At 34.8% G+C, this 12,376-nt stretch carries 10 protein-coding genes and 1 pseudogene; 3 read left to right on the top strand and 8 right to left on the bottom strand.

Annotated elements, in window-relative coordinates:
- Positions 1-55: 55 nt before the first annotated feature.
- From NIL_RS01325 to NIL_RS01295, 7 genes are all read right to left on the bottom strand, one after another.
- Positions 56-520 carry a hypothetical protein gene (locus tag NIL_RS01325; RefSeq protein ID WP_187647856.1) on the bottom strand — a complete coding sequence of 155 codons (465 nt, stop codon included), beginning with the start codon at positions 518-520 and terminating at the stop codon, positions 56-58.
- Between the two features lie 64 nt (positions 521-584).
- The gene (gene maf, locus NIL_RS01320) at positions 585-1,151 is read right to left on the bottom strand and encodes a septum formation inhibitor Maf (RefSeq protein ID WP_187647855.1); all 567 of its coding nucleotides are present in this window, start codon (positions 1,149-1,151) and stop codon (positions 585-587) included.
- A gap of 2 nt (positions 1,152-1,153) precedes the next feature.
- The gene (gene speD / locus NIL_RS01315) at positions 1,154-1,573 is read right to left on the bottom strand and encodes an adenosylmethionine decarboxylase (protein WP_187647854.1); all 420 of its coding nucleotides are present in this window, start codon (positions 1,571-1,573) and stop codon (positions 1,154-1,156) included.
- A 13-nt stretch (positions 1,574-1,586) separates the two neighbouring features.
- Positions 1,587-2,057, bottom strand: coding sequence for a hypothetical protein (locus tag NIL_RS01310; protein ID WP_187647853.1), 471 nt, complete (start codon positions 2,055-2,057; stop codon positions 1,587-1,589).
- Between the two features lie 19 nt (positions 2,058-2,076).
- Positions 2,077-2,820 carry a TIGR04219 family outer membrane beta-barrel protein gene (locus tag NIL_RS01305; protein WP_187647852.1) on the bottom strand — a complete coding sequence of 248 codons (744 nt, stop codon included), beginning with the start codon at positions 2,818-2,820 and terminating at the stop codon, positions 2,077-2,079.
- Between the two features lie 16 nt (positions 2,821-2,836).
- Positions 2,837-5,392: an alanine--tRNA ligase gene (gene alaS / locus NIL_RS01300; RefSeq protein WP_187647851.1), complete on the bottom strand. Its 2,556-nt coding sequence runs from the start codon at positions 5,390-5,392 to the stop codon at positions 2,837-2,839.
- Positions 5,393-5,525: 133 nt separating this feature from the next.
- Positions 5,526-7,280: a peptidoglycan D,D-transpeptidase FtsI family protein gene (locus NIL_RS01295; protein WP_187647850.1), complete on the bottom strand. Its 1,755-nt coding sequence runs from the start codon at positions 7,278-7,280 to the stop codon at positions 5,526-5,528.
- 98 nt (positions 7,281-7,378) lie between these two features.
- Between NIL_RS01295 and NIL_RS01290 the strand changes: the two genes are divergently transcribed.
- From NIL_RS01290 to NIL_RS01280, 3 genes are all read left to right on the top strand, one after another.
- Positions 7,379-8,539: a peptidoglycan glycosyltransferase FtsW gene (locus tag NIL_RS01290; RefSeq protein ID WP_187647849.1), complete on the top strand. Its 1,161-nt coding sequence runs from the start codon at positions 7,379-7,381 to the stop codon at positions 8,537-8,539.
- Between the two features lie 76 nt (positions 8,540-8,615).
- A complete protein-coding gene (locus NIL_RS01285) occupies positions 8,616-9,620 on the top strand; it encodes a UDP-N-acetylglucosamine--N-acetylmuramyl-(pentapeptide) pyrophosphoryl-undecaprenol N-acetylglucosamine transferase (protein ID WP_187647848.1) in 1,005 nt (334 codons plus the stop codon).
- 363 nt (positions 9,621-9,983) lie between these two features.
- Positions 9,984-11,150, top strand: a complete 1,167-nt coding sequence (locus NIL_RS01280) for an IS256 family transposase (protein ID WP_187647847.1) — start codon at positions 9,984-9,986, stop codon at positions 11,148-11,150.
- Here the strand turns inward: NIL_RS01280 and NIL_RS10790 are convergent.
- Positions 11,137-12,373, bottom strand: a pseudogene (locus tag NIL_RS10790) (IS256 family transposase). The gene NIL_RS01280 and the pseudogene NIL_RS10790 sit on opposite strands and share 14 nt — an antisense overlap.
- Between the last annotated feature and the right edge of the window lie 3 nt (positions 12,374-12,376).

Below are 12,376 nucleotides of genomic sequence, written 5' to 3'. Positions count from 1 at the left end.
ATTTTGGTTTGGATATTAGTGTATTGGTTTATTTTTTTAATATACTAATACACCATCAATCATCAACCAACATAATTTTTTTAACAATCCTCTCATATCCGCTATCGATATCACTTTTATATATCTTTATCTCTTCTTTTAAAAAAGGATAAAAATCTCTCATATAATATCCGACAATCTGTAAAAGATTTTTTTGGGTAGTATCGACTTTTGCTCTCTCAAAATCCAAAGCTTTTATATTTTTAAAATCTTTAGAGACTATTAGATGATAGTATCTTCCGAGTTGAGAGTGGTAAACTCTTTTTTTATCTAAAAAGTAGCTAAGTTTAAGTCCAAGAAGAAGAGAGGTTTTTCTATTTAATCGTAAAGCTTCTTTAAAATCGTACCCTTTTAGATACTCCATCAAAATATAATCTTCTGTTTTTTCACACACTTTTGGAACATATTCGCTAGAAAGATAGTTTAAAATCTCATACTCTTTATCTATAAAGTCAGGAACTCCCTCTTTTTTTCTTTTCATAACACAAATTTTGCCTCTATATTCAACTAGAAAAATTTCACCTCTTTTTCCCTCAAAAATTTTTTTAATGATTTTCATCCAGTTTTATAAAAGGAATAAGCTTTTCTATCGTCAAACCTCTAGCACAACTTTCAAAGCCGTTAACCTCTTTTATATACTTTTTGCAAAAACCTTCAACCATACAAGCTCCGGCTTTCCCTCTCCAATCACCGCTTTTTAGATACTCTTGTAACTCTTTTTCGTCGAATATATCAAAAATATATGATGTAACGCTAATGTCAATAAACTCTATCTTTTTAGATTTGTAGGCAGTGCAAGTTAATATAGAAACTTTAGAACCGCTTTGAAGTTCCAAAATTTTTTTGGCCTCTTCTTCGTTTTTTGCTTTTCTAAGAATATTCTCTCCTACGGCAACTACCGTATCGGCTACCAAAAGAGGCTCATTAAGTCCTAGTTTCTCAATAGCCTTTTGAAGTTTTCCTTTTGTGACGTGATAAACAAAACTTCTAGCAGAGGTATATTTTAAAGCCAGAGAGTCTTCGTCAAACTCTACTGGAGATTGCTTAAACTCAACTCCAGCTTCAGTCAAAATCTTTGCTCTTGTTTCGCTTGCGCTCGCAAGTATTATCAACCTCACTCCTTTAAAGCTCTATCACAACTACTTTCTATACAGCTTCCTCCCGGTTTGTGTCTAAGATCCGGAATATTCAAAACGCCTCTTAAAACAGTCTCTACGGTAGCGTTTTTTGTTTTGAAAACCTCTTTTAGATACTCATGAGCTTTCATAGGATCGACATATTCCCCACATGTAAAAATATCAACAGCCGCAAAACCGTATTCTGGCCAAGTATGAATTGTTAGATGAGATTCGCTTATGACTACGACGCCACTTACTCCATAAGGCTCAAATCTATGAAAAGAACTACCTATAACCGTAGCACCTGCTATCTCGGCAGCCTTTTTCAGTGCCTCTTCGACTCTTAAGACGTCGTTTATAGCACTCTCGTCACATCGATAGTACTCCGCCAAAAGATGTTTTCCAAGTGATTTCATTTACATCCTTTTATTAAAATCCTCTAAGAACCAGCCCAAAATATAGCGCCAAAACCCCTAAAAAGATATTTAAAGGAAGCATATATTTTGCTATTTTGGATAAAAGATTTTTAGCCCCTTCTATATCCGCAGCTAAAAATCTGCTTTGTGCCTGAAATCTTATATATACCATCAAAGCGTAATTAAGTGTCATAACAAGCCAAATAGCCTCTTTAATATGAACTATCATACTTAAATCTGTTTGGCCTCTAAAACCAAAAGTACTAGCCATCATAAGCCCAGTAGCCAAAATGATAAGGATAAAAGGCAGAACCAGTGCAAACAGTCTTCCTGTTATCTCCAAAGTTCTAGCCATTCTTGTGTTGGCATCATCTATATTTTGCAGTGCCGGATGAACGGCAAATCTAATAGCTATCATACCCCCAACCCAAATAATTGCTCCTAAAACGTGAAAAAAGATGATATATAAAAGATAGTTTTCCATTACACCGCCTTATTGATTGTTAAAATCTAAACATAATTCCGGTATATATTCCGCTAAAAGAGAGATCGGTTTTTACTTCAGAAACATCTTTGTCATCTATATTTATTTTTTCATATCTATACCCTACTTCAAAACCTATAAAAGAAAAAGTATAATCAAGCTTTATACGATAATCATATATTGTAGAGCCATTATAACTTATATATTTTATATCACCCTCAATACCGATATCGCTCATCGGTATTTCCCCTCTGGCTCTTAAATAACCAAGAGGATAAACAATAGTATCATTATAACTATATTTTGCTAGATTGGAAGTTTGATAAGCCTCATATTTAACTTCAGATATTCTAAAATCTATCCCTAAATCTACTGTTAACCAAAACATGTTATCCAAAATATTGTAATAAGGAATAATATCGTATTGCGTTATATCAAGATTACTTGCAGCTCCGGTATTAAAAGTCTGGTTGCCCCATTTTCCCGTTGGATTTCCTTCAGCTTCGAACTTACTATATTCAGCTCTGATATTAGGTAAAAGTGGTACTGGATGTTTTATAAAAGCCCAAACATAACCATTGGTTGTTGAATCTTCCTTAAAAGTATCATTTCCGCCTACGCTTCCGTCACTACTTAAATATTCTGCACTACCTTTAGGCGTATTTATCCACGCACCAGCACCTACTTCTGCTCTTAGAAAATCGGCATTTAAACCGGATACTGTAAAAAACATTACACATAAGCCGCTCAAAACTTTTCTCATATCTTTTCCTTTTATATCAATTTAAACTCTTTTTTACAAACTCTAGAGCCTCTCTTTTTGCTTCTTTGGTTTTGCTTGGATCTTTTCCGCCAGCCTGAGCAAAATCGGGACGGCCTCCTCCACCACCACCAACAATAGGAGCAATTTTTTTAACCCAATCGCCAGCTTTTAGACTAACTCCTTTTACTCCTGCAGCTATGAGTACTTTATCGCCCTTTTTCTGAAAAAGCATAACAGCCACTTTTTCATTTGCATTTTTTATATCGTCTATGATATTTTTTATATCTCCTGCTTCCACTTCATCCACTATCACATTTACACCACCAATCTCATAGCTTTTTAGCTCTTTTTGACTAACTTTAGCTGCATTTTTAAGTTCCTCTTTTAGTCTTTTAATCTCATCTTTTTGTTTTTTGATAGCCAAAAGCAGATCTTTAGCTTTTAGCTCCGCTTTAGCCTCTTCTAAAGTCTCTCTCCACTTTTTAGCTAACGCAACAGCACTCATACCGCAAACAGCTTCAATTCTTCTTACTCCACTGCTGACTCCACTCTCTTTTGTTATAAAAAAACTACCTATTTCTGCCGTATTTTTAACGTGAGTCCCGCCACAAAGCTCTATACTGGCATCGCCAAACTCTACGACTCTCACAATATCACCGTACTTTTCGCCAAAAAGAGCCATTGCCCCTTTCTCTTTTGCTTTTTCTATACTCATCTCTTCTATATTTGCTTCAATACCCTGTGCAATAACTTCGTTTACATAATTTTCTATTTTTTTTATCTCTTCGGTACTTAGGGCTTTTGAATGGGAAAAATCAAATCTTAGTCTATTTGCTTCAACCAAACTTCCTTGTTGCGTAACATGTTCTCCTAAGATTTGTCTTAGAGCAGAGTGTAAAAGATGCGTAACAGAGTGGTGTTTTGCAATTTCTCTGCGGCTTTTATCTACCACAGCTTCAACAGCTTCGTTAACCTTTACCTCATCTTGAGCTTCAACAAGACTCATATTGAGATCGAAAAATTTCTGAGTGTCCAAAACTTTGGCTATATTTTCTCCCTCGTAAACTCTTATCTCGCCTATATCTCCAACTTGTCCACCGCTTTGGGCGTAAAAAGGGGTCTCTTCTAGTAAAATCCAACCTTTTTCACCTTTTTTGAGTTTCTCGCTTCTTTTAAAATCTTCGTTTAAAATCGCCAAAATTATCGTTTTGGCCTTTAGTTTCTCATAACCTACAAACTCGTTTTTTAATCCCAAAAGATCTTTAAAATCACCGGAAAGCGCCATATCTCCACTACCTTTCCATGCAGCTTTGGCACGCTCTCTCTGTTCTTTCATAAGACGCTCAAAACCCTCTTTGTCGAGCCTCAAACCTATTTCTCTAAGCATATCTTCGGTCAAATCTAGAGGAAATCCGTATGTATCGTAAAGTTTAAATGCCACTTCACCGCTAAAAACCTCTTGAGTTTTTGAAAGCTCTTCTTCAAAAAGTCTCATCCCCGCTTCTATAGTTTGATAAAATCTCTCCTCTTCGGCACGTATTTGCTCTTTTACGGTAGAAAGTTTTTCATTTAAATATGTGTAGTGTTTTCCCATAATTTCGGCGACCACATCGGATAGTTTATACATAAACGGCTCTTTTAATCCTAACAGATATCCGTGTCTAACAGCACGCCTTAAAATTCTTCTAAGAACATAACCGCGCCCTTCCTTATCGAACATAACTCCTTGAGAAAGCAAAAATGTTACGGCTCTAATATGATCGGCTATAACTCTAAAACTAGCCCCCTCTTTGTAAATATACTCTTTTTTAGCTAGGTTTGAAATCTCTTCGATGATCGGCATAAACAAAGAGCTATCGTAGTTACTAAAAACTCCCTCTTTTATGGCCGTTATTCTTTCTAAACCCATTCCTGTATCAATACTAGGTTTTGGTAAAGGAAGAAGTTCACCGGCTTCATTTCTCTCGTACTGCATAAAAACAAGGTTCCAAATCTCTAAAAACCTGTCCCCGTCTCCTCCAAGATAATCTTCAGGACCGTTAAAACGCACCACTCCTTGATCGTAGAAAATCTCACTACATGGACCGCAAGGTCCCGTATCACCCATCTGCCAAAAGTTATCTTTATCCCCAAATCTTTTTATTCTATCTTTGCTTACAAACTTTTGCCAAATCTTCTCAGCTTTATTATCACTTTCATGAACAGTAACCCAAAGCCTATCAATAGGTAGTTCCAAAACTTTTGTAACAAACTCCCATGCGTACTCTATAGCCTCTTCTTTAAAGTAGTCCCCAAAACTAAAATTTCCAAGCATCTCAAAAAATGTATGATGTCTTGCTGTATATCCAACATTTTCTAAATCGTTGTGTTTCCCGCCAGCTCTTATACAGGTTTGACAACTTGTAGCTCTAGAACTCTCGGGCGGAAGCTCTCCTGTAAAAATCTTTTTAAAAGGCACCATCCCTGCATTGGTAAAAAGGAGGGTAGGATCTTCAGGTACCAAAGGAGAACTGGGATAGATTTTATGATTTTTTGATTCGAAATATTTTAAAAATTCACTTCTAATATCCATAAAAGCCTCTTATTAATTTTTTTGGTAATTTTAACATAAATTAGTTCGTTAATGGAGTTTAATATTATCCTTTTTTATACTACAATAACTCGTGATTTGTAACTAAGTAAGCCAAACTTTATACTTTTTTCCTCTACTCATTAATCATAGGCACTAAATATCCTTGGTCTATTAAAACATCTACTATCTCTTTAAATACCGGTACAGCCGTCTGTGAAGCGAAATAAACTTTTTTTGGCTCAATCACTGTCACTCCTATAGTATATCTATTCTTTTCATCGTTAGCAAAACCAAAAAAGGAGCTATTGTAGCTTTTTACATATTTTCCCTTCTTTACTATGTGAGCCGTTCCGGTCTTACCTCCTATATTAATGCCTTCTATCTTTGCTGCTCTTCCAGTTCCTTTTTCCACAACTTTCACTAAAATCTTGTTCATTCTTGCAGCTGTGCCAATAGAGATCACTTTTTGAGCACTAAATCTTGGTAGAGCAAACTGCTTCCCGTCTTGCAAACTAAGATAGCTAGCAATTCTCGGAATTACCTCTTTTCCGTTGTTGTTAAATACGTTATACGCTTTTAGAAGCTGCATAAAAGTCGCTTTCATACCGTATCCGTACCCTATAGTTGCTTTGTAGATTTCACTTTTAAATTTTGATAGAGAAGGAATATAACCTGTATGCTCATATGGAAGATCAATCTCCGTCCTCCTAGAAAAACCAAATTTTTTTAATCCCTGAAAAAATTGTATATGAGAGAGTTTTTGCGCAAGCTGTGCTATACCTATATTACTGGAGTAAACTATAACATTTTCGGCACTCATCCACTCCTCTTTATGCTCATCGGTTATAATTTTTTTTCCAAGTTTAAATCGTCCACTATAAGTTCTAATAATATCGTAGGGAGATACAAGAGAGTTTTCAAGTAAAAGAGCAAAAGTTATAGGCTTCATAACAGAACCTGGCTCAAAACTGTACTCTATTACAGAAGCATTGAGAGATTCATAATCTCTTTTTCTTATGTTTTTTGGATCAAATCTGTTACTAGAAGCCAAAGCTATTATTTTACCGCTTCTGCTCTCCATTACAGCTGCAATTATCTCTTTCGCTCTTAACTTTTTTTTATATCTATCCAGTATATTTTCTACAGTTTTTTGAAGAAGTATTGGAATATTTAGATGCACATTAAAACCGTCAACTCTTTTTTTTATTTTTGATTCTCTGTTTAAAATGATATTATTTCCAATATCTCTATAACCTTCTATTAACCCATCTTGTATAGGCTTGAGCTTTTCTTCATAATATTTTTCAATACCCTTGACCCCAGTTATTCTTGTGTACCCTTCATCTTCATATTTTCTTACATATCCAACTATGGGAGTTAAAATATCTTGATAAGGATATAATCTACTCTCTCCACTCTCTTTTACGGAAAGTCCTTGTTTGTAGACTTTGCCATTTGATTCATACTCAATAAATACATCCATAAGATATAGCTTTTTAGCAAGTTCTCTTAAAAGATTAGCTCTTTTTGGATCCATCGCATAAGTAAGAACAACATTACCTTTTTTGCTCTCTATAACCTTTTTTATTCTATTGTGATCCATTCCACTGTAAACAGAAAAAAGTTTTACAAACAACTCTTTTTTGTTCGGATCAATACATCTTGTATTGACTGAGATTTTATACAGTTTTTTACTACTTGCTACATTAAAACCGTCATTTGTAACTATTGCTCCTCTAATAGCTCTGTTTTTTTCACTTATTTTAAGAGCAGGTAGTTTTCTATCGTCTATTACTATCTTAAAAACGGCAAACAAAAATATTAAAAAACCGAACAATAGCAAGAAAAAAAGGGTGGCTATTTTGTATAGTTTGCTTTGGGTATTCATAAAATCTATTCTTAATCAAAGATTTGGCTTATAGTGGCTAAAATGATACTCTTAAAGCTATAAAATTTGACTTAAGGGTTAGTTTAAGAAAGATTGATATGGTAGATAAAACACTCTTTATTCTCGCTTCTATACTTATAACTATAGGTATAATAGGCTCTTATACTTTTTCTACATACACAACTTTACTATACGGTTTTAACGAGTTTCATTTTTTAACAAGGCAGTTCATAGCCGGTATAGGTGCTATATTATTGATGTGGGGGATCTCTAGGTTAGAACCCTCCAAATGGACTAAAATTATAGGAATATCTCTATTTATAATATTTTTCATTTTAATGATATCTATGTATTTTTTACCATCATCTTTGGTAACAAGTGCCGGAGGCGCTAAAAGATGGATAAGACTTTCCGGTTTTTCTTTAGCTCCCGTAGAGTTTTTCAAAATAGGTTTTGTATACTTTTTGGCCTGGAGTTTTTCAAGAAAATTTGCAAATGATGAGAAAAAAAGAGATCTTTTAGAAGAGATAAAAATGATTTTACCGTATATGGTGGTATTTTTATTCGTTGTTATTTTAATAGCCGTATTTCAAAACGATTTAGGACAAGTGATGGTTTTGGGTTTGACTTTAAGCTTTATGCTTTTTTTTGCCGGAAGAAGCTTTAAACTCTTTTTGACTCTAATTGGCTCGGCTGTGGCTCTTTTTATCATTTTCATTTTTACTTCCGAGCACAGAATAAATAGAATTTTATCTTGGTGGGCAAATGCCCAAAACTATATTTTATCTTATCTACCTCAAGCCATAGCGGAAAAACTAAGAGTAGAAAATGCACCTGAACCTTATCAGATATCCCACTCACTAAATGCTATACATCATGGAGGTATTTTTGGAACTGGACTTGGAGAGGGAGTACTGAAACTGGGTTTTTTAAGCGAGGTACATACAGATTTTATACTTGCCGGAATTGCTGAAGAACTTGGCTATTTAGGCGTTTTTGCCGTTACCGTTATAATAGCCTTGATGATTCATAGAATATTCAAAATTGCCAATAGAAGCAAAGATCATTTGGATTATCTTTTTTGCATAGGCGTAGGTCTTCTTTTAGGTTTTTCTTTTTTAATAAATGCGTATGGAATAAGCGGTCTTACACCGATAAAAGGGATCGCAGTTCCTTTTTTAAGCTATGGAGGAAGCTCTATGCTCGCTAACGGTATAGCTATTGGACTTGTTTTAATGATAAGTAAGAAGATAAAATAGAGTAGTAATGAGTGGTGAGTGACGGATTACTAACCACTGATTACCCATCACTTAAAACTTTAGGAAAGGAATAAGCTTGAATATTATAATTACCGGTGGGGGTACAGGTGGACATCTCAGCGTAGCCAAAGCTTTTAAAGAGGAATTAAATAAAAGAGAGATTCGTCCTATCTATATCGGCTCTACGTATGGACAAGATAGAGCCTGGTTTGAAAACGATGAGGGCTTTAGTGAAAAAATATTTTTCGATAGCTCAGGAGTAATAAATAAAAAAGGATTAAAAAAAATATATTCACTTATAAATATCTTAAAAATAGCAAAAAAGTGCAAAGATATTATAGAAACTAGAAATATTGAGGCTGTCATAAGCGTAGGAGGCTACTCAGCCGCACCTGCAAGTTTTGCAGCAATACTCTCAAAAACTCCTCTTTTTATCCATGAACAAAATGCTGTAAAAGGAAAACTAAACCAAATCCTTTCTCCTTTTGCAAAAAGAGTCTTTTGCTCATTTTTACCCCCTTATGATCCATATCCAGTTTCAGAATCTTTTTTTGAAAAAAGGCGTATTAGAAAAGAGGTAAAAACCGTCATATTTTTAGGCGGTAGTCAAGGTGCAAAAGAGATAAACGATTTTGCTCTTTATGTTGCAAAAGAACTAGAACAAAGGGGTATAAAAATCATTCATCAAACCGGCAAAAAAGATCTTGAAAGAGTTAAAAAAGAGTATGAAAAACTAGATATAAAAGTTGATATTTTTGATTTTGATAAAAAAGTTGTAGAAAAAATCGAAAAAGCGGACTTTGCAGTTAGTAGAGCAGGCGCTAGTACTCTTTGGGAACTTGCCGCAAACGCAATCCCCACACTTTTCCTGCCGTATCCTTACGCCGCCGGAAATCATCAAGAGTTCAACGCAAGATTTTTAGTAAAATATAAAGCCGCATTTTTATACGATAAAAAACTAGGTCCAAAACAGTTATTGGATATTATAGAAAAGGATCTGTCTCAATATAGCAAAAGATTGATAGGCCTTACAAAAAGAGGAGGTTCTAGATCTGTTATAGATGAGATCATAAAAAGTTAAATCGATATAGCTTTTCGCTAAAGAATATACTATATTTAACTTCACTACCTACAAACTATAAAACTATAGTAGCTATGGACTATAAAAAGGGACTGTAAAATAAACTGTGTAAACCACCTAAAGCCCTTAAAACCTTAGCGTGTATATTTTTGTATAATTTCACTGAAAAATATACAAAGCTGAGGATAGATTTGATAGTGTACACTAAAGTTCGCAATTTCACTTGAAGACTCTTTTTTAGATTTTGAAATCTTCAAAAGAGTTGGATAGACTTCCCAGTGAGGAATAAAGCAAGCAGGAGGAAACCAATCTAAAAGAAATAATAGCAAAAAAATAGATGAAACAAAAATATTCAAAGAGATAATGACACAGTTTGTAGTTGATGAAGATCCACTTTTATCAATGATGAAATGGATGATGGAACAGTTGATGAAGATAGAGTCCGAGATGAAAGTTGGAGCTAAAAAAGGTGAGCATAATAGTGAGAGAAAAAGCTATTTCAGTGGTTATAGACCAAGAAGGTTCGATACGAGACTAGGGACAGTTTATCTTATGATTCCAAAGATAAGAAAAGGTGGCTACATTCCCTTTTTCATCACCGAAAAGAGAAGAAGTGAACAGGCTCTGATTTCGATGGTGAAAGAGGCATACGTCAATGGAATATCAACAAGAAAGATAGAGCGCCTTGCAAAAGAGCTTGGAATAGAGAATATCAGTGCATCACAGGTATCACAAATCAACAAAGGGCTAGATGAACAAGTAGAAGAGTTTCGAAACAGACCACTGCAAAAAGAGTATCCCAACGCAAGGGTTGATGCTTTGTATGAGAAAGTGAGAGACTATGAAGGAAGAGTGGTATCTACCGCTATTATGATAGCCTATGGTGTGACATTGGAAGGAAAAAGAGAAGTATTGGCGATCGAGCCTTTTGTCAATGAAAGCGTAGAGAGCTGGAAGAGTTTTTTTGATAAACTCAAACAAAGAGGCATAGAAAAGATTGCCCTTCTTGTCAGTGATGCACATTTAGGGATTCAAAAGGCTTTCAAAGAGAGTTTTATTGGCGCATCATGGCAACGGTGTAAAGTCCATTTTATGCGTAATATCCTGGCTCATGTTCCACCTAAAGCAAAAGAGAAATTTGCAGCAAAACTCAAACAAATCTGGCTGCAAAACAGCAAAAAGGAAGCTTATCTTATAGCCCAAGCTATTATCGATGAATATGGCAAAAAATTCCCTGAAGCAATTGAAGTGCTTCAAAATGGATTGGAAGACTCTTTGCAGTTTTATCACTTCCCGCAAATTGATAAAAGGAGGATAAGTTCGACAAATGTGTTAGAAAGAATCAACAAGGAGATTAGAAGACGCTCTAAAGTAGTATCTGTTTTTCCATCAAGAGAGTCCTATATTAGACTCATTACCACATACTTGATGGAGTACACTGAAGACTGGGAGATTGAGAGAAGCTATATTCATCCACAAAAGCTTCAAGAGGTGATGGAAATCTATGAAGCGCAGCTTAAAGCTGCTTGATATCCAATGAAATACAACTTGCTGGGAAGGAAAATTGCGAATTTTTCTTGACATTATCATAGATTTCACTCCAGCTTCTGATTTTTGTATTACTCCATTTGTGCTGTACCTCCTGTGTGGCAAGATAAAGAAGCTTAAAAGCTGAATCGATGGTTGGAAAAGAACCCACAGACTTTGTTCTTTTTTTAATATTTGAATTTATCGATTCTATGGGATTTGTCGTATAAATCAGTTTTCTTATAGCTTGGGGATATTTAAAAAATGTAGATAGCTCATTCCAGTTAGATTGCCAAGACTGGGTAATATGGGGATATTTTTGACCCCATTTGTCATTAAAATTTGTAAGAGCAAGCTCTGCTTCTTCTTCGGTTGATGAAGTGTAGATACTCTTTAAATCTTTAGCTACCTCTTTTCTATCTTTCCAAGATACAAATTTTAGGCTATTTCTGATCTGGTGTACAATACATCTTTGAATTTCTGCCTTTGGATAAACTGCCTCTATAGCCTCTTTAAATCCATTTAGTCCGTCTATTGCAAATATCAATACATCTTCAACACCTCTGTTTTTTATCTCATTTAAAAGTGTTAACCACTGTTTAGAACTTTCATTTTCACCTATCCATATACCAAGAATATCTTTTTTCCCTTCAAGAGTTATGCCTAGCATTATATATGCAGCAATATTTTTAACTACTCTATCCACTCTTATTTTTAAAACTGTAGCATCCATAAATATTATCGGATATATTGCCTCTAGCGGACGACTATGCCACTCTTTTGCCTTATCTATTATTGCTTCTGTTATATTGGAAATTGTCTGAATAGAAAGTTCATACCCATATAAATCATCAAGATGGTGTTGAAATCTGTTCACTCATCCCTTTTGCATATAAAGACAAAATTAAATCTTCTGTCCCCTTTATGAGAGTCTGTCGTTTCTTGATAAGCTTTGGTTCGAAGGTAGCGTTTCTGTCTCTTGGTATCTTAACCTCTATATCCCCATATTTGGACTTTAAAGTTTTTTCACTGTACCCATTACGATAATTTGGATTATCTGAAACTTGATGCTTCTCATATCCTAAATGCTCAGTTAACTCTACTTCTGTAGCAGTCTGATAAACCTCTTTTAAAAGACCTTTGAATTCTTCCAAGATCTCATCAATATCTATCCCCTTTCCCTCTTTGATAGCTTTTTTTACCTCTTCTGTATTGATATACCTCATTGT

Origin of the sequence: Nitrosophilus labii, assembly GCF_014466985.1 — a bacterium.
Taxonomy (GTDB): Bacteria; Campylobacterota; Campylobacteria; order Campylobacterales; family Nitratiruptoraceae; genus Nitrosophilus_A; species Nitrosophilus_A labii.
This window is presented reverse-complemented; position numbering and strand designations above follow the sequence as displayed.